The 21,620-nt window shown below is 72.2% G+C and carries 21 protein-coding genes; 10 read left to right on the top strand and 11 right to left on the bottom strand.

Translation table 11 applies throughout. The annotated features are described in order from the left end of the window. Positions 1-17: 17 nt before the first annotated feature. Positions 18-923 carry a peptidoglycan DD-metalloendopeptidase family protein gene (locus tag AB0J46_RS38775; RefSeq protein WP_364339522.1) on the top strand — a complete coding sequence of 302 codons (906 nt, stop codon included), beginning with the start codon at positions 18-20 and terminating at the stop codon, positions 921-923. On the opposite strand, the gene AB0J46_RS38780 is transcribed toward AB0J46_RS38775, so the two are convergent. Next, positions 886-2,049: an FAD-dependent oxidoreductase gene (locus AB0J46_RS38780; RefSeq protein WP_364339524.1), complete on the bottom strand. Its 1,164-nt coding sequence runs from the start codon at positions 2,047-2,049 to the stop codon at positions 886-888. The two genes, AB0J46_RS38775 and AB0J46_RS38780, sit on opposite strands and share 38 nt — an antisense overlap. A 77-nt stretch (positions 2,050-2,126) precedes the next feature. Beyond that, complete coding sequence (locus tag AB0J46_RS38785) at positions 2,127-3,347, bottom strand: deoxyguanosinetriphosphate triphosphohydrolase (protein ID WP_364339526.1); 1,221 nt, start codon at positions 3,345-3,347, stop codon at positions 2,127-2,129. Positions 3,348-3,427: 80 nt separating this feature from the next. Here AB0J46_RS38785 and AB0J46_RS38790 point away from each other — a divergent pair, with 80 nt between their 5' ends. Further along, the gene (locus AB0J46_RS38790) at positions 3,428-4,918 is read left to right on the top strand and encodes a M48 family metallopeptidase (protein WP_364339528.1); all 1,491 of its coding nucleotides are present in this window, start codon (positions 3,428-3,430) and stop codon (positions 4,916-4,918) included. Here the strand turns inward: AB0J46_RS38790 and AB0J46_RS38795 are convergent. Both AB0J46_RS38795 and ppdK read right to left on the bottom strand, forming a co-directional pair. Then, positions 4,915-5,385 carry a GNAT family N-acetyltransferase gene (locus tag AB0J46_RS38795; RefSeq protein ID WP_364339530.1) on the bottom strand — a complete coding sequence of 157 codons (471 nt, stop codon included), beginning with the start codon at positions 5,383-5,385 and terminating at the stop codon, positions 4,915-4,917. The two genes, AB0J46_RS38790 and AB0J46_RS38795, sit on opposite strands and share 4 nt — an antisense overlap. A 285-nt stretch (positions 5,386-5,670) precedes the next feature. Next, positions 5,671-8,307, bottom strand: coding sequence for a pyruvate, phosphate dikinase (ppdK, locus tag AB0J46_RS38800; RefSeq protein WP_358292165.1), 2,637 nt, complete (start codon positions 8,305-8,307; stop codon positions 5,671-5,673). A 419-nt stretch (positions 8,308-8,726) separates the two neighbouring features. On the opposite strand from ppdK, the gene AB0J46_RS38805 reads away from it, so the two are divergent. After that, positions 8,727-9,170, top strand: a complete 444-nt coding sequence (locus tag AB0J46_RS38805) for a hypothetical protein (protein ID WP_364339532.1) — start codon at positions 8,727-8,729, stop codon at positions 9,168-9,170. A 29-nt stretch (positions 9,171-9,199) separates the two neighbouring features. Here AB0J46_RS38805 and AB0J46_RS38810 read toward each other — a convergent pair whose 3' ends face one another. Both AB0J46_RS38810 and AB0J46_RS38815 read right to left on the bottom strand, forming a co-directional pair. After that, positions 9,200-10,372, bottom strand: a complete 1,173-nt coding sequence (locus AB0J46_RS38810) for a HAMP domain-containing sensor histidine kinase (RefSeq protein ID WP_364339534.1) — start codon at positions 10,370-10,372, stop codon at positions 9,200-9,202. Next, positions 10,369-11,031, bottom strand: a complete 663-nt coding sequence (locus AB0J46_RS38815; RefSeq protein WP_352323395.1) for a response regulator transcription factor — start codon at positions 11,029-11,031, stop codon at positions 10,369-10,371. Before AB0J46_RS38815 ends, AB0J46_RS38810 begins: the two co-directional genes overlap by 4 nt. Positions 11,032-11,181: 150 nt before the next feature. Between AB0J46_RS38815 and AB0J46_RS38820 the strand changes: the two genes are divergently transcribed. Next, positions 11,182-12,093: a dienelactone hydrolase family protein gene (locus AB0J46_RS38820; protein ID WP_364339536.1), complete on the top strand. Its 912-nt coding sequence runs from the start codon at positions 11,182-11,184 to the stop codon at positions 12,091-12,093. Between the two features lie 90 nt (positions 12,094-12,183). Here AB0J46_RS38820 and AB0J46_RS38825 read toward each other — a convergent pair whose 3' ends face one another. Beyond that, positions 12,184-13,569: a glycine--tRNA ligase gene (locus AB0J46_RS38825; protein ID WP_364339538.1), complete on the bottom strand. Its 1,386-nt coding sequence runs from the start codon at positions 13,567-13,569 to the stop codon at positions 12,184-12,186. 94 nt (positions 13,570-13,663) lie between these two features. Next, positions 13,664-13,951, bottom strand: coding sequence for an antibiotic biosynthesis monooxygenase (locus AB0J46_RS38830; RefSeq protein ID WP_358292153.1), 288 nt, complete (start codon positions 13,949-13,951; stop codon positions 13,664-13,666). Between the two features lie 57 nt (positions 13,952-14,008). On the opposite strand from AB0J46_RS38830, the gene AB0J46_RS38835 reads away from it, so the two are divergent. The 5 genes from AB0J46_RS38835 (at position 14,009) to AB0J46_RS38855 (ending at position 17,365) form a co-directional block, all read left to right on the top strand. Then, positions 14,009-14,353, top strand: coding sequence for a DUF6703 family protein (locus AB0J46_RS38835; RefSeq protein WP_364339540.1), 345 nt, complete (start codon positions 14,009-14,011; stop codon positions 14,351-14,353). Positions 14,354-14,428: 75 nt separating this feature from the next. Beyond that, positions 14,429-15,334, top strand: coding sequence for a zinc ABC transporter substrate-binding protein (locus tag AB0J46_RS38840; RefSeq protein ID WP_364339542.1), 906 nt, complete (start codon positions 14,429-14,431; stop codon positions 15,332-15,334). Continuing rightward, complete coding sequence (locus AB0J46_RS38845; RefSeq protein WP_364339544.1) at positions 15,331-16,110, top strand: metal ABC transporter ATP-binding protein; 780 nt, start codon at positions 15,331-15,333, stop codon at positions 16,108-16,110. Before AB0J46_RS38840 ends, AB0J46_RS38845 begins: the two co-directional genes overlap by 4 nt. Beyond that, a complete protein-coding gene (locus AB0J46_RS38850) occupies positions 16,107-16,979 on the top strand; it encodes a metal ABC transporter permease (protein WP_352323402.1) in 873 nt (290 codons plus the stop codon). Before AB0J46_RS38845 ends, AB0J46_RS38850 begins: the two co-directional genes overlap by 4 nt. After that, on the top strand, positions 16,976-17,365 hold the full coding sequence (locus AB0J46_RS38855; protein ID WP_352323403.1) for a transcriptional repressor: 390 nt from the start codon (positions 16,976-16,978) through the stop codon (positions 17,363-17,365). The genes AB0J46_RS38850 and AB0J46_RS38855 overlap by 4 nt, the downstream gene beginning before the upstream one ends. On the opposite strand, the gene AB0J46_RS38860 is transcribed toward AB0J46_RS38855, so the two are convergent. Continuing rightward, on the bottom strand, positions 17,305-18,222 hold the full coding sequence (locus AB0J46_RS38860) for a DMT family transporter (RefSeq protein WP_364339546.1): 918 nt from the start codon (positions 18,220-18,222) through the stop codon (positions 17,305-17,307). The genes AB0J46_RS38855 and AB0J46_RS38860 overlap by 61 nt on opposite strands. A 91-nt stretch (positions 18,223-18,313) precedes the next feature. Here AB0J46_RS38860 and AB0J46_RS38865 point away from each other — a divergent pair, with 91 nt between their 5' ends. After that, complete coding sequence (locus tag AB0J46_RS38865; protein ID WP_352323427.1) at positions 18,314-18,841, top strand: CGNR zinc finger domain-containing protein; 528 nt, start codon at positions 18,314-18,316, stop codon at positions 18,839-18,841. 257 nt (positions 18,842-19,098) lie between these two features. Here AB0J46_RS38865 and AB0J46_RS38870 read toward each other — a convergent pair whose 3' ends face one another. Together AB0J46_RS38870 and AB0J46_RS38875 are read right to left on the bottom strand one after the other, a co-directional pair. Then, entirely contained in the window at positions 19,099-20,688 is a 1,590-nt protein-coding gene (locus tag AB0J46_RS38870; protein ID WP_364339549.1) for a polyketide antibiotic transporter, read from the bottom strand. Next, positions 20,685-21,593, bottom strand: coding sequence for an ABC transporter ATP-binding protein (locus AB0J46_RS38875; protein ID WP_364339551.1), 909 nt, complete (start codon positions 21,591-21,593; stop codon positions 20,685-20,687). The genes AB0J46_RS38870 and AB0J46_RS38875 overlap by 4 nt, the downstream gene beginning before the upstream one ends. Positions 21,594-21,620: the final 27 nt, after the last annotated feature.

Below are 21,620 nucleotides of genomic sequence, written 5' to 3' on the forward strand. Positions count from 1 at the left end.
CACGGGTGAGGAAGACTATGCATTCCGGGCATATCGTACGGTGGGCGGTTGTAGCCGGCGCCGTGCTGCTCACCGGCGCCTGCGCCCAGGCGACCGGGGTGGCGGGCGTCAGCGCCCAGTCGCCCTCCACGGCCCCGGCCACGGGCACGCCCACCGTCACCCCGGCGGTCACCGCCACCATCCCCTCGCCCGCTCCGTCCGGCCAGGACGGCGAGCAGCAGGCCGAGCAGCCGCCCAAGGGGGACGACCCGGTCAAGGTGCCGCCGCCCAAGCTGTCTAAGTTCACCTACACGTTCCCGGTCAAGGGCTGCGGCACGACCTACCAGCGCAGCCTGCTGGTGCTGCCCAAGACGACGATCTGGGCCCCGCAGGGCTGCTCGTTCGTCGCGCCGGTGGACGGCGTCGTGGACGAGGTCAACGTCAAGAACCGGTGGGCGCCCTCCACCGACAAGGGCGCCGACCGCGAGGGCCGGTTCGTCACGATCGTCGGCGACGACGGCGTGCGTTACCTCGGCGGCCACCTCGACTCCGTCGCCGACGGCGTGCGGCCCGGCGTGCGGGTCAAGGCCGGGCAGCTGCTCGGCCGGGTGGGCAGGTCGGGCAACGCCCGCGACGCCGGCTCCAACCTCTACTTCGCGATCTCCTGGAAGACCGGCCCGGCCTACTGGTGGGTGCGCCGGGGCATGGTCGAGCCGTGGGACTACCTGGACGCCTGGCGCTCCGGCAACCGCACGCTCTCCCCCCGCAAGGAGACGCTGGCGCTGCGCGGCAGGCTCGGCGAGACGCCGCGCTGCGCGGTCCAGTGCACGTCGAAGAAGGTGCCGCAGGCCACCAAGCAGCCCAGGAAGCCGCGCAAGACCGCCGAGCCCAAGGACGACAACCCGATCACGGCGGACCCGTCGTCAACTCCTTTCGGTCAATGACGACGGCCGACCTGATCAGCTCCTGGATCTCCGGCACGGCGTCCCGGGTGTTGACGCTCATGCCGGCGACCACCCGGCCCGCGCGCAGCCAGAAGGCGACGAACCGCGGGTCCTCCAGCGAGCCCCGGCAGACGATCTCGTCGTGGCCGCCGGTGTCGCCGGTGAACTCCATGCTCAGGTCGTACTGGTCGGTGAAGAGGTAGGGGATGTCGTCGTGGACGACGTCCTGGCCGAGCATGGCGCGGGCGGCGGCCGGACCGCCCTTGAGCGCGCCCGACCGGTGCTCGACGCGGACGTACCGGCCGTACAGGGGGTGGAAGGGCTCGGCGGCGTCGCCGGCGGCGTAGACGTCGGGGTGCGAGGTGCGCAGGGAGGCGTCGGTGCGGATGCCGTGCCGGACCTCAAGGCCCGCGTCGCGGGCGAGCTCGACCTCGGGCGCGACGCCGATGCCGGCCACCACGAGGTCGGCCGTCAGCCGCTCCCCCGTGCTGAGCCGCACGCCGGTGCCGGTGACCTCGGCGACGGCGGTGCCGAAGCGCAGGTCCACGCCGTTGCGGGCGTGCAGGCGGGCGAACACCGCGCCCAGCTCGGGGCCGAGCGCCCGGTTGAGCGCGGTGGGCTCGGGCTCGACGACGGTGACCGGGCAGCCCGCCGCGCGGGCCGCCGCCGCGCTCTCCAGCCCGATCCAGGACGCCCCGACCACGATGACGCTGCCGCCCTCGGCGAAGCGCCGCCTGAGCGCCTCGCAGTCCTCGACGGTACGCAGGTAGTAGGCGGGGCCGGGCAGGCGTCTCGGCGTCGCCCCGGTCGCGATCAGCAGCTTGTCGTAGGCCCGCCGGGATCCGTTGGCGAACCTGACGACGTGGTTGCGGGGCTCGATGCGGGTGACGGGCAGGCCGAGCCGCAGCTCCACGTCGTTGTCGGCGTACCAGCCGGGGGCGTGGACGTAGATCTTCTCCCGCTCGCCGCCGCCCCGCAGGTACTCCTTGGACAGGGGCGGCCGTTCGTACGGGCGTTCGCTCTCCGCGCCGGCGAGCACGACCTCGCCGGCGAAGCCCTCCTCGCGCAACGTCTGCGCGGCCTTGGCTCCCGCAAGGCCCGCGCCGACGATGACATATGTAGCCATGCGCGCAGTATCCGCCGACGAGGCAGGTCCGCAAAGCCGCTCGTGGGGGCGGTTTCACCGGCCCCGGCGGCCTGCCGTCACTTCGACAGGCGCCGGTGCCAGGCCACGGCCGAGGTGTCGGTGAGCGAGGCGATCTGGTCGATCACGACGCGCACCCGGGCGGGGTCGTCGGGGGCGTCCAGGAAGGCGGGACGGAAGGCGGGTTCGAGGGTGGCGGGGGCGCCGAGCGTGATCAGCGAGGCCAGCTCGGTGATCAGCTCGCGCTGCCTGGCCTGGTTGGCGTGGTGGCCCTCGGTGGTCATCACGTAGTGGGCGGTGACGCCCTTGAGCAGGGCGCACTCCAGCAGCGTGGCACGCGGCACGACGAGGTCGGCGCGGTGGCGGGCGCCGTGGACCTCCTTGGTGGCGGTCTGGGCCGAGCGGCAGAACCGCCCGATCAGGCCGCTGGTGAGCGCCTTGAGGCCGGCCAGGTCGGCGAGCGTGGCCTCGAAGCGGCGCGGCCACAGCGGGTCGGCGATCAGTTTGGTGAAGACCTCCTCCAGCTCGTTGAGGTCGGCGCCGGGCGCGTACCAGGCGCGGGTGACGCGGGCCACCGCGCCGCGCTCCACGGGCGACTGGAGCGCCTCGGGGGTGACGTGGCCGGAGTGGAGCGCGTCCTCCAGGTCGTGGACGGAGTAGGCGACGTCGTCGGCCCAGTCCATGATCTGGGCCTCGAAGCTCACGCGGCCCTCCGGGGCGCCGTCCCTGATCCACTCGAAGACCGGCAGGTCGTCGTGGTAGACGCCGAACTTCGGGGACTTCTCGCACGTCCAGGGGTACTTGACGGAGGCGTCGAGTGCGGCCCTGGTGAGGTTGAGGCCGGCGCTGCGGCCGTCGTCGGTCAGGACCTTGGCCTCCAGCCTGGTGAGCAGGCGCAGGCTCTGGGCGTTGCCCTCGAAGCCGCCGCACGAGGTGGCCAGCGCGTTGAGCGCGACCTCGCCGTTGTGCCCGAACGGCGGATGGCCGAGGTCGTGGGCCAGGCAGGCGGTCTCGACCAGGTCGGGGTCGACGCCGAGCGTGGCGCCCATCTCCCTGCCGACCTGGGCGCATTCGAGCGAGTGGGTCAGCCGGGTGCGCGGGATGTGCTGGCCGCCGCCGAGCGTCTCGCCGGGGCCCACGACCTGGGTCTTGGCCGCCAGCCTGCGCAGCGCGGCGCTGTGCAGGACGCGGGCGCGGTCGCGTTCGAACGCACCGCGGCCGGGGTTGCCGGGTGGTTCCGGGACCCATCGCTCCTGGTCGTGCTCGTCGTAGTACGACATTGGTGCAGTGATTTTATCCAGTTTCCTGTCTCCGCTAGTGTCGAGCCTCGCGAGAACCCCTTCCCCGGGAGCCCTCCCCCATGACGACAGCGTTTCGAGCGGTGCTGGCCTTCAGTCTGCTCGCCGGCTTCTACGTGCTGGTCGGCGTCATCCTGGTGGCCGCCGTGTTCTTCGACGTCCTGCTGCTGGTGGACTTCCACGCCGCGGCGCTGAAGGTCGCGATCGTGCTCACGCTGGCGGCGGGCGCGCTGGTGCGGGCGCTGTTCATGGTGGGCAGGAACCAGGGGGGCGAGCTGCCGGGCGTGCCGGTGGGGCGCGAGCACGAGCCCGCGCTCTGGCAGGCGGTGGAGGACCTGGCCCGGCGGGTGCGCACCGCGCCGCCCGACGAGATCCGGCTCGTCCCCGAGGTGAACGCGGCGGTCTCGGAGGACACCCGGTTCCTGGGGCTGCGCGCGACGCGGCGGCGGATGTTCATCGGGCTGCCGCTGCTCCAGACGCTCACCGTCGACGAGCTGCGCGCCGTGCTGGGGCACGAGCTGGGCCACTACAGCGGGGCGCACACGCGGCTCGGCGCGCCCGTCTACCGGGGGCGGGTCTCGCTGATCGCGACCGTGCAGGGGCTGGGCAACCATCCGATCATTCAACGGCTCTTCGCCTGGTACGCCAAGCTCTACCTGCGGGTGTCGCAGGCCGTGTCGCGGCGCCAGGAGCTGGAGGCCGACGAGTTCGCGGTGGCGATCGGCGGGCGCCAGGCCATGTCGGGCGCGCTCCGCAAGATCCACGACACCTCCCTGGGCTGGGACCTGTACGCCGGCGACTACCTGTCGCTGACCGGTGTGGGCGGCACCCGGCCCGCCTCGGTGTTCGGCGGCTTCCACGCGCTGATGAACGACCCCGGCCGGCAGGCCGAGATCGCCCGGCTGGGCGAGCGGCCCGAGGAGGTCTCGCCGTACGACTCCCATCCCAGTTTGGCCGACCGGCTGGCCGCCATCGCGGTGCTGCCCGAGCCCGAGCACGTCCCCGACCCGCGTCCGGCGCTGACGCTGCTGCGCGACCCCGACGTCGCGGCCGAGGCGGTCGAGCGGTCGATGTGGACGCCGGAGGCGCTGGCCGGGCTGCGCCCGGTGCCGTGGGACGAGCTGGTGGCCCAGGGCATGTACGCCGCGCGCAACGCCGAGGCCCTCCGCGACCTGGCGGTGGCGGGACAGCGGGTGATGGGGGCGACGCGGCCCTACCTCGACGCGGCCTTCGAGGCGATCGCCAGGGGCCGCCAGGCCGAGCTGGCCGAACGGCTGCGCGAGCTGGGCTGGAAGCCGTCGGAGACGCTGCTCGCCGGGGTGCTCGGGCAGGCACTGGAGGCGGTGCTGATCCAGCTGGGCGAGGCCAGGTGGACGCTGTCCTGGTCGGGCCCGGCCCGGCTGCTGTTCGAGGACGGCGAGGAGGTGGCCCTGGCCGAGTACGCGGCCCGGGTGGCGGGTGATCCGGAGGCCGTGGCCGGGCTGCGGCAGTGGCTGGGCGACCACGGGATGCGGCACGACTACGTGCCGGCCGAGGAGGCCCTGCCCCGTTAGCCGGCCGCGGGCTGCCCGGCGTCCGGCCGGCGGACCATGAGGACGTCCACCTGGTCCTCGCCCTCGACGGTGAAGCCGTGCCGCGCGTAGAGCCGCTGGGCGGCGCTGCCCCGCAGGACGACCAGGCGCACGGTCGCGCGCTCGGCGTCGGCGCGGTCCAGCAGCGCCCGCAGGACGGCCGAGCCGAGCCCGCGTCCCTGGACGGCGGGGGCGAGGTAGAAGTGCTCCAGCCAGTGCCCGTCCTCGGCGGGGCGCAGGGTGACGCAGCCGGCGAAGGCGCCGCCGGCCAGGATGACGGAGGTGTGGCCGGGAGCGAAGGAGTCGCGGAAGCGCTGCCGTACCCGGTGCTCGTCGAAGCGGCCCAGCCGTTCCAGGTCGGGGCGCATCACCGTGGCCCGCAGCTCCGCGATGGCCTCCACCTCGTCCGGCCCGGCGGACCGCAGCTCCCATTCCAGGAGATCTTTCATGCGGAAAGTATCCCAAAAGCCGCTTTTCGCGTGATCTCCGGGGTTCGTGGACAGGAAATCAACAGATCCTCAACCGGGCGCTCCTACTATCCGTCGCAAGGAGCGCTCCTCCAGGGGGCGCCGGCAGAAAGGGAACCCCCGTGAACTTAGGCGTCCCGGAGATCATCATCGGTTTCGTGCTCTTCTTCCTCCTGATCGGGATCGTGGTGTTCACCGCCGTGGCGCTGGCCAACCGGCGTCGCGGGTAGGGGCGGCCGGGGCCCGAGGCCCCGGCCGCCGCGCCCGTCAGCGGGTGTCGGAGTCGGTGTCGGTCAGTGCCGCGCGGCCGGCCTCCAGCCGGGCCACCGGGATGCGGAACGGGGAGCAGGAGACGTAGTCGAGGCCGACCTCGTGGCAGAAGTGCACCGAGTCGGGGTCGCCGCCGTGCTCGCCGCAGATGCCGACGTGCAGGTCGGGGCGGGCCGCGCGGCCCTCCTCGACGGCGATCCTGACCAGCCGTCCGACGCCGTCGCGGTCCAGGGTCTCGAACGGGCTGACGCCGAAGATGCCCAGCTCCAGGTAGCGCGAGAAGAAGGCGGCCTCCACGTCGTCGCGACTGAAGCCCCAGGTCATCTGGGTCAGGTCGTTCGTGCCGAAGGAGAAGAACTCGGCGGCCTCGGCGATCTGGCCCGCGGTCAGCGCCGCCCTCGGCACCTCGATCATGGTGCCGATCAGCGCCTCGACGCCGGTCTCCGCGAGGATCCTGGTCGCCTCCTCGCGTACGGACTCCAGCTCCTGGACCGACGCCACCAGCGGGATCATGATCTCCGGACGCGCGCCCGGGACCTCGGCCGCGGCCTGGGCGATCGCCCGCACCTGCATGGCGAACAGCCCGGGGATCACCAGGCCGAGCCGCACCCCGCGCAGGCCCAGCATCGGGTTCTGCTCGTGCAGCCTCTTGACGGCGGACAGCAGCCTGCGGTCCTTGTCGGTCACGTCGGGCGAGGTGGCGACCTTGACCGACAGGTCCACCAGGTCGGGCAGGAACTCGTGCAGGGGCGGGTCGATGAGCCGGATGGTGACCGGGTCGCCGCCCATGGCCTTGAAGATGCCGATGAAGTCGGCCTTCTGCAGGGGTTCGAGGGCGTCGAGCGCGGCCTGCCGCTCCTGGTCGCCGTCGGCCAGGACGAGGTCCTCGACGAGCTGGCGGCGCTCGCCGAGGAACATGTGCTCGGTGCGGCACAGGCCGATGCCCTGGGCGCCGAAGCGGCGGGCCCGCGCGGCGTCCTCGGGGGTGTCGGCGTTGGCGCGGACGCGGAGCCGGCGCACGGAGTCGGCGTGCCCCATGATCCGGTCCACGGCCCTGACCAGGTCGTCGTCCGGCTGCGCGCCCTCGAAGTACTCGACGACGGCCGAGTCAACGACCGGGACCTCGCCGAGGTAGACCTCGCCGGTGGTGCCGTCGATGGAGATCACGTCCCCTTCGGCGACGACCTCGCCGCCGGGGGCGGTGAACGTGCGCTCGCCGGTGGAGACCTCCAGCTCCTCGGCGCCGCACACGCACGTCTTGCCCATGCCGCGGGCGACCACGGCGGCGTGCGAGGTCTTGCCGCCACGGCTGGTCAGGATGCCCTTGGCGGCGATCATGCCGGCCAGGTCGTCGGGGTTGGTCTCGCGGCGGACGAGGATGACGTCCTCACCCCGTCCGGCCAGCTCGACGGCGCGCTCGGAGGAGAAGACGACCTTGCCCACGGCCGCGCCCGGCGAGGCGTTCATGCCCTTGGCGATCTTCTTCTTCTCGGCGCCGCCGTCGAAGCGGGGGAACATGAGCTGGGCGAGCTGGTCGCCGGTGACGCGGGTGACGGCCTCGTCGAGGGTGATCAGGCCCTGGTCGACGAGCTGGGTGGCGATGCAGAAGGCGGCCGCGGCGGTGCGCTTGCCGACCCGCGTCTGGAGCATCCACAACTTGCCGCGCTCGATCGTGAACTCGATGTCGCACAGGTCCTTGTAGTGGTTCTCCAGCGTCTCCATGATCTGCAGCAGCTCGTCGTAGGAGCGCTTGTCGAGGCGTTCGAGTTCCTGGAGGGGGATGGTGTTGCGGATGCCGGCGACGACGTCCTCGCCCTGGGCGTTCTGCAGGTAGTCGCCGTAGATGCCCTGCTGGCCGGAGCCGGGGTCGCGGGTGAAGGCGACGCCGGTGCCGGAGTCGTTGCCGACGTTGCCGAAGACCATGGCCACGATGTTGACGGCGGTGCCGAGGTCGGCCGGGATGCGCTCCTGGCGGCGGTAGAGGATGGCGCGCGGGGCGTTCCAGGAGTCGAAGACCGCCATGACGGCCAGCCGCATCTGCTCGCGGGGGTCGGCGGGGAAGTCCTTGCCGGTCTGCTCCCGGACGATGCCCTTGTAGGTCTCGACCAGACCCTGCAGCTCGCCCGCGTCGAGGTCGGTGTCCTGGCGGCGGCCCTTCAGCTCGTCGAGCGCGTGCTCGAACAGGTCGCCGTCGAGGCCGAGCACGGTCTTGCCGAACATCTGGATCAGCCGGCGGTAGGAGTCCCAGGCGAAGCGGTCGTTGCCGCCCGCCTGCTTGGCCAGGCCGTGCACCGACTCGTCGTTGAGCCCGATGTTGAGGACCGTCTCCATCATGCCCGGCATGGAGAACTTCGCGCCCGACCGTACGCTGACCAGCAGCGGGTCGTCGGCCTGACCGAGCCGGCGGCCCATCTGGGCCTCCAGGGCGTCCAGGTGCTCGGCGACCTCGCGCTCCAGGCCGTCGGGAAGAGCGCCTTCCGTCAGGTAGTGACGGCAGGCTTCAGTGGTGATCGTGAATCCGGGGGGTACGGGCAGCCCGAGATTCGTCATCTCGGCGAGATTCGCGCCCTTTCCACCGAGAAGATCCTTGAGATTCCTGTTGCCCTCGGTGAAGTCGTAAACGTACTTGGCCACCACAGCTCCAATCCAACGCTTCTGCCCGGGACTCTACCGGCGAAATTGATGATGAAACTGCACTCCTCGGTTAAGTCATCGTTTTTGCAGGTCAACCGCCCGCGACAGGTCTAATCCAATTATAGGACCGCTGCCCGATAAATTGGTTTATACCAATTGGTTTACACCAATTCTTGAGAAAGAGGAGCGAGAGGTGGGGAATCGGATCCGGTCCCGCCAGGAGACGCCCATGGCGGCTCGCGGCAAGCCAAAGCGTCGTGCAGGCTTCGTCGCTGGATCGGCCAAGCCTCCGCGGACACGGTGATCTACCTGGACCTCCGGCCCCCGCGACCGGCCGGCGGCCGTCGTGATCGCTCAACGTGACCGAGCTCGGGTCGTTCCGCGATATGGACGTGATCGAGGCATGACACTCTGCTCGCATGCCCCGCACGACGCCCCGAGGTCTGATGGCCGCCTGCCTGGTCCTGGCGCTGTCCGCCTGCGGCTCGGGAACGCCCGAGCCCTCCGGGGGGTCGACGGTGCCGGGAGCGGAACAGCGGCACGCGACCCAGCTCCGGCCGGGCGACTGCCTCGTGTCCATCCCCGACGACCTGATCGCGACGCTCGTGCCGTGCGGCAACCCGCACGCGGCCGAGTTCGGCATGATCTACGTCGTGCCGGAGGGGGCGTGGCCGGGCGCCGAGCAGGCCAGGCGGCAGGCCACGGACTTCTGCGCGCCGCGGCTGCGGATCGCGCCGGGCAGGCGGAGCGAGGTCGAGGTGACCGCGTTACCGCCGCTGGAGGAGGAGTGGCCGCGCCACCGCACGGCGTACTGCGTGGCGGTGGCGCGTGACGGGCAGCTCGTCGGGCGCGTGGTGGAGTAGGACGCACAGGCCCGCGTCGACGCGGACGGTCAGGCGGGGATGGGGTTGGTCACGGGGGCCGGGCCCGGGGCGCCGTCGCGCGGCGGCAGCCACAACACGAACGTGGCCCCCTGCCCGAGCCTGGAGAACACCGCCACCCGTCCCCCGTGCGACTCCACGATCTGCCGGACGATGGCCAGGCCGAGCCCCGTGTGCCGGTCGCGCCGGCTGGCCTCGCCGCGCCAGAACCGGTCGAAGACCCGCTCCTGCTCGGCCACGCCGAGGCCGGGGCCGTCGTCCCTGACCGCGACCCACAACCAGCCGCCGGACCGGCCGGCCTCCACCCGGACGCCGCCGCCCGGCGGGGTCAGGCGCACGGCGTTGGACAGCAGGTTGGCCACGGCCCGGCGCAGCGCGTCCTGGTCGCCGGTCATCTCCAGGTTCCGGTCCAGCCCGCGGGTGATCGTCAGGCCGCGGGCGGCGGCCGGCGCCGCGTACTCCTCGCACGCCTCCCGCGCCACCCTGCTCAGGTCGAGGTCGGTGTCGGCGAACGCGGTCGCCTGCCGCCTGGCGCTGGCCAGCAGGTCCTCCACGAGCCTGGTCATGCGGGTGGTCGCCCGGTCCACGATCTGCACGGCCCTGGCCCGCTCCGCCTCGCTGGCGTCGGGCGAGGCGAGCACGGCGTCCACGTTGGCCCGGATGATCGTCAGAGGGCTGCGCAGCTCGTGCGAGGCGTCGTCGATCAGCCGGCGCTGGGCGCTGAACGCCTCCTCCAGCCGGTCGAGCATGGTGTCGATGGTGTCGGCCAGGTCCTTGAGCTCGTCGCGCGAGCCGCCCAGCCTGATCCGCCGCGTCAGGTCGGTCGCCTGGATCTCCTCCGTCGTCCGGGTGATCGACCGGACCGGACGCAGCACCCGTCCCGACAACACCCAGCCGATGCCCAGGGATGCCAGGTAGAGCCCGGCCAGGGTGGCCAGCGAGTAGTCGCGCAGCGTGGCCAGCGTCCTGATGTTGACCTCGTTCTCGACCTCCTCGATGAAGACGACCTCCTGCTTGCCCACGTACTGGTTGCCGCGGTACGCCTTGGCGTACTCGGTCGAGTACGGGCGTTCCTCGGTGGTCTTGGAGACCGCGACGTAGATGCCGCCCAGCACCAGCGCGGCCAGCACGAACAGCAGCCCCGAGTAGAGCACGGTGAGCCGGAAGCGGATGGTGTGGATCACGCCGGCTCCCTGAGCCGGTAGCCGCGGCTGATCACCGTCTCGATGAGGCCGTCCTCCTGGAGCTTGCGGCGCAGGTTGCCGACGGTGACCCGGACGGTGTTGGTGAACGGGTCGGCGTGCTCGTCCCAGACGTGTTCGAGCAGCTCCTCGGTGGAGACCACGTGGCCGGGACGGGTCATCAGGTAGTGCAGCACGCCGTACTCCTTGGGGGTCAGGGCCAGGGAGCGGCCGTCGAGGGAGACCTCCATGCGGGCGGTGTCGATGCGCAGCCCGCCCACCTGGAGGACGGCGGTGCCGCCGGTGTCCCTGCGCAGCAGCGCCCGCACCCTGGCCAGCAGCTCGGGGAAGGCGAACGGCTTGACCAGGTAGTCGTCGGCGCCCTCGTCGAGGCCGCGCACCCGGTCGTCGAGGCGGTCGCGGGCGGTGACCATGATGATCCGCACCCCGCGGCCGGCGGCCCGTACCGAACGGCAGAGCTCGAAGCCGTCGCCGCCGGGCAGGTTCAGGTCGAGCAGGACCAGGTCGTAGGTGTTGACCTCCAGCTTCTCGTGCGCCGACGGCGCGTCGTAGGCCACGTCCACCGCGTAGCCCGCCCGGACCAGACCCACCCGTAACGCGTCGACCAGGTCTTCCTCGTCCTCGACCACCAGCAGTCGCATGATCTTGACCATAGTTCCGGATGAGGGGTCACGCCATGGGGGCGGAGCGGCGTTCCCGGCTTCAGCACCACCTCACCAAACGCCAGCGAAAGACCACATAACTATCGCCTTTACACGATTTTTCGGTGTTCACCATTAGATCTTTCGACCATGACGCCCTTCCAGCGATATTTGGCAGAAGAAGTGGCACTCGACCACGTAGAGGGCCTGATCTCGCGGCGCGAGGCCCTGCGCCGCCTGGGCCTCCTCGGGCTCACCCTCCCCGCCGCCACCACTCTCCTCGCCGCCTGCGGCGCCACCCCCGACACCGACCCGGCGAACACGCCTCCGCCGCCCGCGGCCTCGCCGTCCGGCGCGGCCTCCCCCGCGGGCCCGGCCCCGCTGCCCACGCAGGAGATCACCTTCCCCGGCCCGGACGGGACCACCCTGCGGGCCGCCTGGGCCCCCGCCGCCATCCCCAAGGGCGCGGTGCTGGTCATGCACGAGAACCGCGGGCTGACCGACCACATCCGCTCGGTCGCCGGCCGGCTGGCCGCCGGCGGCTACTCGGCCCTGGCGCCCGACCTGCTCTCCCGGGACGGCGGCACGACCGCGTTCGCCGACACCGCTCAGGTCACGGCCAAACTGGGCGAGATCCCCCAGGAACGGTTCGTGGCCGACATGAAGGCGGCCGTCGGCGAGCTGGAGAAGCGGGCCGAGGGCGCGGGCCTGGGCATGATCGGGTTCTGCTTCGGCGGCGGGATGACGTGGCTGCTGCTGTCGTCCGGGGAGACCCGGCTGGCCGCCGCCGCGCCCTTCTACGGCCCGCTGCCCGACGACGCCGACCTGACCGGGGCCAAGGCGTCCGTGCTGGCGATCTACGCCGAGCACGACGACCGCGTCAACGCCACCAGGGACGCGGCCGAGGCGGCGCTGACCGAGGCCGGGCTCACCCACGAGCTGGTGACCGTCCCCGGCGTCGGCCACGCCTTCTTCAACGACACGGGCGCCCGCTACGACGAACGGGCCGCCTCGCAGGCCTACGACTACGTGCTGACCTGGTTCGGCCGCCACCTGCCCTGACCGGCCCGGTCTGTCCTGCGGTCTGGCTGGAAAATGCGAGCGCCGCCCGCGGCGGAGAGCCGGGGCGGCGCTGACGAGGTGCAGCCTGGGTCAGTCGTTGAGACGCTGGCGCAGGTAGGAGTCGACCTGGTCGATGGCGATGCGCTCCTGGGCCATGCTGTCGCGCTCGCGGATCGTCACCGCGTGGTCTTCGAGGGTGTCGAAGTCGACGGTGATGCAGAACGGGGTGCCGATCTCGTCCTGGCGGCGGTAGCGGCGGCCGATCGCGCCCGCGTCGTCGAACTCGACGTTCCACCGCCGGCGCAGCTGCGCGGCCAGGTCGCGGGCCTTCGGCGACAGGTCGGCGTTGCGCGACAGCGGCAGCACCGCGGCCTTGACCGGTGCGAGCCGGTGGTCGAGCCGCAGCACCGTGCGCTTCTCCAGGACGCCCTTGGCGTTGGGCGCCTCGTCCTCGGTGTAGGCGTCGATCAGGAAGGTCAGCGTGGCCCGGTCGACGCCGGCGGCCGGCTCGATGACGTAGGGGACGTAACGCTCACCGGTGTCCTGCTCGAAGAAGCTCAGGTCGACGCCCGAGGCCTTGGAGTGGGCGGTGAGGTCGAAGTCGGTGCGGTTGGCGATGCCTTCGAGCTCGCCCCACTCCGAGCCCTGGAAGTTGAAGCGGTACTCGACGTCGACGGTGCGCTTGGCGTAGTGGGACAGCTTCTCCTGCGGGTGCTCGTAGAGGCGCAGGTTGTCCTTGTTGATGCCCAGGTCGGAGTACCAGCGGAACCGCTCGTCGATCCAGTACTGGTGCCACTCCTCGTCGGTGCCGGGCTTGACGAAGAACTCCATCTCCATCTGCTCGAACTCGCGGGTGCGGAAGATGAAGTTGCCCGGGGTGATCTCGTTGCGGAAGGACTTGCCGACCTGGCCGATGCCGAACGGGACCTTCTTGCGCGCCGACTGCTGCACGTTGAGGTAGTTGATGAAGATGCCCTGGGCCGTCTCCGGACGCAGGTAGGCCAGGCCCGACTCGTCCTCCACCGGGCCGAGGAAGGTCTTGAGCAGGCCGCTGAACTGCCGGGGGGCGGTGAAGGTGCCCTTGTTGCCACAGTTGGGGCAGGTGATGTCGGCCAGGCCGTTCTCGGGCTCCTTGCCGTTCTTCTCCTCGTACGCCTCGACGAGGTGGTCGGCGCGGAAGCGCTTGTGGCACGACTGGCACTCGGTCAGCGGGTCGGTGAAGGTCTCGACGTGGCCGCTGGCCCGCCAGACCTCGGGGGCCAGGATGACGCAGGAGTCGAGGCCCACCACGTCGTCGCGCGACTGGACCATCGACAGCCACCACTGCCGCTTGACGTTGTTCTTCAGCTCGACACCCAGAGGACCGTAGTCCCACGACGCGCGAAGTCCGCCGTAGATCTCGCTCGACGGGTAAACGAGCCCGCGGCGCTTGGCGAGGCTGACGATGGTGTCCATGACGTCGGTGCGTCGTGCCATTTTGGTTGCGTCTCTTTCCGGCTGGAGGTCGGCGAGTGAATTCGGTGAGATCCCAGCTTAGGGGACGCTCACCCGGTCCCGCGCGCGAGTATCGCTACGCACCCTCTTGCGTGTACACGTCCTCGTACGCGCTGGGTTCGTTGACCATGAGGATCATCAACGGGTACATGACCATCCTGGAGGCCGACAGCGCCCTGCGGTAGAACCCGGCGCCCTCCCATTCGCTGACCAGCGCCCACAGGTTGGGCTCGTCGACCGAGCGGGCCAGCCGCCCGCGGTGGAAACCCGGCTGGGCGGCGAAGGTGTCGAGGATGGCGTGGCCCTGCTTGATGAAGTCCTGGGACTGGGACTCTGGCACGGTGTATCGGATCACGGCGAGCACCAGCCCAGCCTAGAGGTGCGCACCCTGGTGTCAGGCGAACTCCCATAGGCTCTCGACGTGGTCTCCAAAAACAAGCGCCCGCTGCCCCAGGGCGAGCAGTTCTTCACGCCGGGCGCGGGCGGCGCGCGCAAGGCCGTCGAGTGGCGCAGCGCGGTCCCGATGACCTTTCTGTTCACGCAGGTGCCCAGGTGGGTGGCCCCCGCCGTGCTGGTGATCCTGCTGCTGGCCGCCTTCGCGCTGGCCAACTGGCTGGGCGGCGTGGCGGCGCTGGTGGTGCTGGCGTTCGTCGGGTGGCTGGCGTACCTGTCGTGGCCGTCGCTGGGCATCGGCGGGCGGCTGCTGCGGGTCGTGATGCTGGTCTTCCTGGTGCTCCTGGCCGCTGACCGGTTTGGGGCGTTCTAGTCCGGCCCGCCGGAGATTTTGACAATCATTTTCATTTTCTCCATACTTGAGGGCGTGATGTCCCGTACGCCCCCAATGCGCGCCGTAACCTTCCTCGCCGGAGCAGCCCTGCTGGCCACGTCCGCCTGTGGCGCCGGGGCCGTGGAGAGCACCGAGACCGCCGCGGGCGGCAGGCCCGAGGTGATCGCCGCCTTCTACCCGCTCCAGTGGCTCACGGAGCAGGTGGCCGGGCCCGACGCCGACGTGACCGTCCTGACCGCGCCCGGCGTCGAGCCGCACGACCTGGAGCTGGGCATCCAGCAGATGACCAAGCTCCAGGACGCCGCGCTCACCGTCTACGTCAAGGGCGTGCAGCCGGCCGTCGACGACGCCGTCTCCGCCGACACCGCCTTCGACGCCGCCGCCGTCGTCACGACGATCCCGGCGGGCGGGCACGCCGATGAGGAGGGCCACGCGGAGGAGCACGGCGTCTCCTACGACCCGCACATCTGGCTCGACCCGTCCCGGCTGGCCACGGTCGCCGGAAAGCTGGGCGAGCGCCTGGCCGCCGCCGACCCCGCCCACGCGCAGGCGTACAAGGACCGCGCCGCCACGGCGGCGGGCGTGCTGGGCGGCCTCGACCAGGAGTTCGCCAAGGGCCTGGCCGGCTGCGCCGGCAAGACGCTGGTCACCGCGCACGAGGCGTTCGGCTACCTGGCCGACCGCTACAAGCTCAAGCAGGTGGGCATCACGCTCGACCCCGAGACCGAGCCGTCGCCGAAGCGCCTGTCGGAGGTGGCCGCGCTGGCCAGGGCCGAGGGCGCCACCACGATCTTCACCGAGTCCCTGGTGAGCCCGAAGGTGGCCGAGGTGCTGGCCGGCGAGGTCGGCGCGAAGACGGCCGTGCTCGACCCGCTGGAGAGCAAGCCCGCCGGCGACTACCTGACGGCCATGCGCGACAACCTCAAGACCCTCCGCACGGCGCTGGGGTGTGCGGCATGAGCGAGACGGCCTTCGCGATGACCGGCGGCAGGGTCAGCTTCGACGGCCGGCAGATCCTGCGCGGCGTCGACCTGACCGTCTGCCCCGGCGAGGTGGTGGCCCTCCTGGGGGCCAACGGCTCGGGCAAGTCCACCCTGGTCCGCGCGCTGCTCGGCCTCACCCCGCTGTCCGGCGGCCGGACCCTCCTGTACGGCTCCCCGCCCGCCCGCTTCCGCGACTGGTGGCGCATCGGCTACGTGCCCCAGCGCCTCCAGGTCGGCGGCGGCGTGCCCGCCACCGTCCGCGAGGTCGTGGCCTCGGGCCGCGTCGCCAGGCAGAGCCGGCTGCGCAGGACCAGCGCGGCCGACCGGGCGGCGGTCGCGCACGCCCTCGACGCGGTCGACCTGACCGGCCGGGCCGGCGACCCCGTGCAGTCGCTCTCGGGTGGCCAGCAGCAGCGCGTGCTCATCGCCCGCGCCCTGGCCGGGGAGCCCGACACGTACGTGATGGACGAGCCCACGGCGGGCGTCGACGCCGAGACCCAGCAGCTCCTGGCCGACACGCTGGGCGGCCTGGTCCGCGACGGCAAGACGATCGTCCTGGTCGCCCACGAGCTGGGCCCGCTGGAGCCGCTGATCACCCGCGGCGTCGTGGTCCGCGAGGGCCGCGTCGCGCACGACGGCGAGCCGCCGCGGCCCGAGGGCGAGTGCGCCAGGCCGGGACACGAGCACCAGCATCCGCACGCCGAGGAGCCGCCCGCCGGCCCGCTGACCGGCTGGCAGGGAGAACCGCGATGATCGACCTTCTGCAGGAGAACCTCTTCCAGCTCGCGCTGATCGCCGCGCTGCTGGTCGGGCTGTGCGCGCCCGCGGTGGGCACGTTCATCGTGCAGCGCAGGCTGTCGCTGCTCGGCGACGGCATCGGGCACGTCGCGCTGACCGGCGTGGCGCTGGGCTTCCTGACCGGCACCGCGCCGGTGCTGACCGCCGTGGTCGTCTCGGTGCTGGGCGCGGTGGCGATCGAGCTGGTCAGGGCCCGGGGCCGGACCAGCGGCGACGTCGCGCTCGCCCTGCTGTTCTACGGCGGCATCGCGGGCGGCGTCATGCTCATGGGCATCGCCCCCGGCGGCAGCAACGCCAAGCTGAACTCCTACCTGTTCGGCGCCATCGCCAGCGTCACGCGGGAGGACATCTGGATCATCGGCGCGCTGGCCGTGGCGGTGATCGGCGTGGTCGTCGTCTTCGGCAGGGAGCTGTTCGTGCTCTGCCAGGACGAGGAGATGGCCAAGGCCAGCGGCCTGCCGGTGCGCTTCCTCAGCCTGCTGATCGCGGTCACCGCCGCGCTCACCGTGGTCATCGCCATGCGCGTGGTCGGCCTGCTGCTGGTCAGCGCCCTGATGGTGATCCCGGTGGCCACGAGCCAGCAGCTCACCAGGGGCTTCCGGGCCACGATGGGGCTGGCGATGCTGTTCGGCGTGCTCGCCTCGGTGGGCGGTCTGCTGGCCTCGACGATGTCGTCGCGGGTGCCTCCGGGCGCGGCGATCGTGCTTCTCGCCCTCGCCGGCTTCGTCCTGGCCCTGGCTGTCGGTAAATTCGTACGGCGAGGCCGTATCCAGGAGTCCCCAGTGAGCCGGCGACCACATGTCCGTGTCGAGGAGGTCGCATGACGACGAGGCGCGATGCCGTGCACGACACCCTTCGCCGCAGCGAGGGGTTCCGCAGCGCCCAGGACGTCTATGCAGAGATGCGCCTGCACGGCGCCAAGATCGGGTTGACCACCGTCTACCGGGCGCTGCAGGCGCTGGCCGACTGCGGCCAGGTCGACGTGCTGCGCACCGACGAGGGCGAGTCGGTCTACCGGGCGTGCGCCAGCGACGACCATCACCACCACCTGGTCTGCCGCCGTTGCGGGCACACGGTCGAGGTGGCCGGGCCGGCCGTCGAGCGCTGGGCCGAGGCGGTCGGCAGCGACCACGGCTTCACCGAGATCACTCACACGGTCGAGGTCTTCGGAACCTGCTCGTCCTGCTCGGCGCCGGCCCGCGTGGGCTGAGGGCCGCGGGAGCCGTACAGCACGCCGAGCACGACCGCGGCGCACCCGGCGAGCTGCAGCGCGGAGGGCCGCTCCCCCAGCGTGAGCGTGGAGATGGCGACCGTGGTCATCGGCTGCACGAGCAGCAGCAGCGCCGTGAGCGCCGCCGGCTGCCTGGGCAGCGAGTACGTGATCAGCAGCCATCCGGCCACCTGCGGCCCCAGCGCGAGCAGCAGCAGCCACCCGTGCGCCGGCCATTCCGGCGCCAGGTCCGCGCCGCCGAACAGCGGGCTGAGCGCGGCGATCAGCACGGTGGCCACGACGGTCGCGTGCGCCAGGGGCCCGGCCGTCCGGCCCGGCCCGGCCTTCATGAGCAGCAGGTAGGCGGCGTACACGACGGAGGTCGCCAGCCCGGTGACGGCGCCCATGACGGGGTCGAGCCCGTACGCCGCGCCGTCGAACACCCCGGAGATCAGCACGACCCCGCCGAAGACGATCGGCGTGCTCGCCATGAGCCGGTTGGACGGGCGCTCGCGGAACAGGCCCCAGGCGGCGAAGGCCACGATGAACACCTGCAGGTTGCCCAGCACGGTCGCCAGGCCCGCGCCGACCAGCTTGATCGACTGGTGCCAGAACAGCAGGTCGAGCGAGAACAGCACGCCCGCCGCCCAGGCCGGCAGCACGTTCCGCCAGGGCAGGGGCCCCAGCTTCCGCCGTTCGAGCCAGGCGAGCAGCACCATGGGCGGCACCGCGTACGCGCAGCGGAACAACGCCGACGTCGCTGGCGACGCCCCGGACAGCCGCACCAGGGGCGCGGAGGTGGAGATGATCAGTGCTCCGGCGATCGCGATCAGGACGATACGCCGATATGCACTCACGGAAACCCCCGGAGTCCCATGGGAGAGATACGCTGCGACCACGCTAGAACCGGCCCCGACAGGAGTCAACATGCCGTTTGGCCATGACATGGTGCATTCTTTGGCGACCGTTGTCGACCTGGTCAACACCTCGCCGTCCACCGGCGGCGACGACGGTCTGGCCAGCCTGGCCGAGTTGCAGGCCTTCGTGGAGTCCCGGCAGATCAGCGGCATCGGCGCGCTGACCGCCCGCGACCTCGGCCAGGTGCGCATGGTGCGCGAGGCGTTCCACCGGGTGTTCACGGCCTCCGACGTGGCGAGCGCCGTGCGCACGCTCAACGCGTTGCTCGCCGAGACGCGCATCACGCCCAGGCTGACCGAGCACGACGGCCACCCGCTGCACGTGCACTACTTCGCCACCGACGCCTCCCTGGCCGAGCACGTGGCCGCCGACTGCGGCGTGGCGCTGGCGCACCTGCTGGTGGAGGGCGAGATGGAGCGCCTGCGCACCTGCTCGGCCCCCGATTGCGACCGCGTGTTCGTCGACGAGTCCCGCAACCGCTCGCGGGTCTACTGCGACAGCCGCACCTGCGGCAACCGCATGCACGTCGCCGCCTACCGGGCCCGCCGCCGCGCCTGACCGTCCCGCACGCGAACCGCCCGTCCCCGCGACGATCGGGGGACGGGCGGCAGGTGCGGGTGATTCAGGGTGCTTCGCTGGACGTCTGCCACCACGGCGGCTTGGCGGTGGCGAAGACGTCGGAACAGTTGCACGAGCCGCAACCTGGGATCATCGGCCCTCCTTCATCGTGGGGGAACGGGTTGTACCCGCCTTCACCGGCTCTCAGCCTGACCCTCGTGCCAGAATTCCGGATACCGCCGCGACGCCACGTCTCCTCAGCCGGCGTCGCGCCGCCGCAGGGCGAGCAGCCCGCCGGCCGTGAGCGCGGCCGTCAGCGCGAGCAGCGTCAGCTCCGGCGCCGTGCCGAACGCCCGCCCCGCCATGATGTTCGGCAGGTAGTGGAACGGCTCGAACGGCGTGCCGCCCCACACCCCGTAGAAGGGCGCGACGACCTGTCCGAGCAGGGCGGTCAGGATCCAGGCCGCCCAGCACAGCGGCACGCTCGCCCGGGGCAGCAGCCCGTAGGCCGCCACGCAGACCGCGCCGACGCACCACGCCGCCGGGGCCTGGCTCAGGGCGGCGGCCAGGAAGCGCGGTGCGGTGCCGGCGAAGTCGCCGAGGAGCGCGGCGTACACGGCGCCGAAGACGAGGGCGGCGAGCGCCAGCAGCGCGGCCGTGCCGAGCGCGGCCACCGCCAGGTGCCCGGCCGCCCAGCGGACCCGGGTCAGGGGCGTGGCCTGCACCTGGGCGGCGCGGCCCGAGGTCTCCTCCGAACGCAGCCGCACGACCATGAGCACCGGGTAGAGCGCGCTGCCGTAGGCGAGGATCAGCAGGTAGTACCACATGTAGCCGTCGAGGGCGTCCGCCGCGGGGACGCCGAGCAGGTTCGTGATGTTGGTGACCACGACGCTCGGGCGGGCCAGCACGTCCTTGGCCAGCGGGCCCATCGCGCCGCCTGCCGCCGCGAACGCCGCCGTCCCCGCCGCCCACTTCAGCAGCAGGCCGCGGTGCAGCCGCCAGGCCAGGGAGACCGGGCCGCGCAGCCGGGGGGCCTCCTCCTTGCCCGGCCGTTCCGGCAGCAGGCCCGAGCCCAGGTCGCGGCGGCCGAGCAGCGCGTACGCCAGCGCGCACAACCCCCCGGCGGCCAGCGTGGAGACGCCGAGCAGCCACCAGCGGTCGGCCCGGTAGGCGTCCACCAGGTGGCTCCAGCCCAGCGGTGACAGGGCCTTCAGCCACGGCCGGTCGCTCGCGTCGGCGGCGTAGCGCATGACGTAGGCCAGGCCGAGGGCGTACAGGCCGATGACCGTGGCGGTGCGGGCGTCGCGCGCCAGTTGCGCGGCGACGGCGCCGACGCCCGCGAACACCCAGCCCGCCACCACGACGGCGGCGCCGTAGGCGAGCGTGCCGGCGGGTTCGAGACCGGCGGCGAGCAGGGCGGCGGCGGTCAGCGCCCCGCCGGCCAGGCCGGCCGCCCCGGCCACCAGCAGGGCCGCGCCGAGCGGCGCCCGGCGGCTCACCACGCCCGCGCGGACCAGCTCGGTCCGGCCCGCGTCCTCCTCCCTGCGGGTGTGCCTGATCACGGTCGTCAGGGCGGCGAAGGCGTTGATCACGTAGAGGAAGCCGCCGCTGCGCCAGGTCGCCAGCACCTCCAGGCGCGGCTCGACGACCCCGCCGCCCAGCGCACGGAAGAAGGCGTAGCGGCGGACGACCTCGGTGTAGGCCAGCTTCAGCTCGTAAGTGCCCATGTTGCGGTTGATGTAGCCGACCATGGCCAGGCTCAGGGCCACCAGCAGCAGGAGCCACCAGGGGGCGACGGCGCGCTCGCGGCGCAGCGCCAGGCGGACGAGCGTCCACGTGCCGCTCATCGCACGGCCTCCGCCGGCCGGCCGCCCGCGTAATGGCGCAGGAACAGCTCCTCCAGCGTGGGCGGGCGGCTGTCGAGGGTGCGCACGCCCGCCGCGGTCAGGCGGCGCAGCGCCGGGCCGAGGGCGTCGGCGTCCACGTCGAAGCGCACCCGGCCGCCCTCCTCGCGCAGGTCGTGCACGCCGGGGAGCCCGGCCAGCCCTTCGGCGGGCCGGTCGAGCTCGGCGTGCACGGTGGTGCGGGTCAGGTGGCGCAGTCCGGCCAGGGTGCCGCTCTCGACCGCGCGGCCGTCGCGGATGATCGTGACCCGGTCGCACAGGGCCTCGACCTCCGACAGGACGTGGCTGGACAGCAGCACGGTACGGTCGCCGCGCCGCCGCTCCTCCCTGACGACCTCCCGGAACGTCTCCTCCATGAGCGGGTCGAGCCCGGAGGTCGGCTCGTCGAGCAGCAGCAGCTCGGCGTCGGAGGCGAGCGCCGCGACCAGCGCGACCTTCTGCCTGTTGCCCTTGGAGTAGGCCCGGCCCTTCGTGCGCGGATCGAGGCCGAACCGGTCGAGCAGGTCCTTCCTGCGCCCGCGGTCGAGGCCGCCGCGCAGCCGGCCCAGCAGGTCGATCACCTCGCCGCCGGACAGGTCGGGCCACAGCGTGACGTCGCCCGGCACGTACGCCAGGCGGCGGTGGAGCTCGGCGGCCTCCCGCCAGGGGTCGCCGCCGAACAGGCGGACGCTGCCCGCGTCGGCCCGCGCGAGGCCGAGCAGGATCCGGAAGGTGGTGCTCTTGCCCGCGCCGTTGGGGCCCAGGAAGCCGTGCACCTCGCCGGTGCGCACGCCCAGGTCGAGCCCGTCGAGGGCCCTGGTCCGGCCGTACGCCTTGACGAGTGCGGCCACCGAGATGGCGTCGCTCATGATGATCTGCCTCGTGACTGTTCGCTC

The organism is Nonomuraea sp. NPDC049758 (assembly GCF_040674635.1).
Lineage (GTDB): Bacteria > Actinomycetota > Actinomycetes > Streptosporangiales > Streptosporangiaceae > Nonomuraea.

Bases quoted from the DNA above. Each gene is read 5' to 3' on its own strand.
- AB0J46_RS38775 (WP_364339522.1), top strand. From the start codon at position 18: ATGCATTCCGGGCATATCGTACGGTGGGCGGTTGTAGCCGGCGCCGTG.
- AB0J46_RS38780 (WP_364339524.1), bottom strand. From the start codon at position 2,049: ATGGCTACATATGTCATCGTCGGCGCGGGCCTTGCGGGAGCCAAGGCC.
- AB0J46_RS38785 (WP_364339526.1), bottom strand. From the start codon at position 3,347: ATGTCGTACTACGACGAGCACGACCAGGAGCGATGGGTCCCGGAACCA.
- AB0J46_RS38790 (WP_364339528.1), top strand. From the start codon at position 3,428: ATGACGACAGCGTTTCGAGCGGTGCTGGCCTTCAGTCTGCTCGCCGGC.
- AB0J46_RS38795 (WP_364339530.1), bottom strand. From the start codon at position 5,385: ATGAAAGATCTCCTGGAATGGGAGCTGCGGTCCGCCGGGCCGGACGAG.
- AB0J46_RS38805 (WP_364339532.1), top strand. From the start codon at position 8,727: ATGCCCCGCACGACGCCCCGAGGTCTGATGGCCGCCTGCCTGGTCCTG.
- AB0J46_RS38815 (WP_352323395.1), bottom strand. From the start codon at position 11,031: ATGCGACTGCTGGTGGTCGAGGACGAGGAAGACCTGGTCGACGCGTTA.
- AB0J46_RS38820 (WP_364339536.1), top strand. From the start codon at position 11,182: ATGACGCCCTTCCAGCGATATTTGGCAGAAGAAGTGGCACTCGACCAC.
- AB0J46_RS38825 (WP_364339538.1), bottom strand. From the start codon at position 13,569: ATGGCACGACGCACCGACGTCATGGACACCATCGTCAGCCTCGCCAAG.
- AB0J46_RS38840 (WP_364339542.1), top strand. From the start codon at position 14,429: ATGCGCGCCGTAACCTTCCTCGCCGGAGCAGCCCTGCTGGCCACGTCC.
- AB0J46_RS38845 (WP_364339544.1), top strand. From the start codon at position 15,331: ATGAGCGAGACGGCCTTCGCGATGACCGGCGGCAGGGTCAGCTTCGAC.
- AB0J46_RS38850 (WP_352323402.1), top strand. From the start codon at position 16,107: ATGATCGACCTTCTGCAGGAGAACCTCTTCCAGCTCGCGCTGATCGCC.
- AB0J46_RS38855 (WP_352323403.1), top strand. From the start codon at position 16,976: ATGACGACGAGGCGCGATGCCGTGCACGACACCCTTCGCCGCAGCGAG.
- AB0J46_RS38870 (WP_364339549.1), bottom strand. From the start codon at position 20,688: ATGAGCGGCACGTGGACGCTCGTCCGCCTGGCGCTGCGCCGCGAGCGC.
- AB0J46_RS38875 (WP_364339551.1), bottom strand. From the start codon at position 21,593: ATGAGCGACGCCATCTCGGTGGCCGCACTCGTCAAGGCGTACGGCCGG.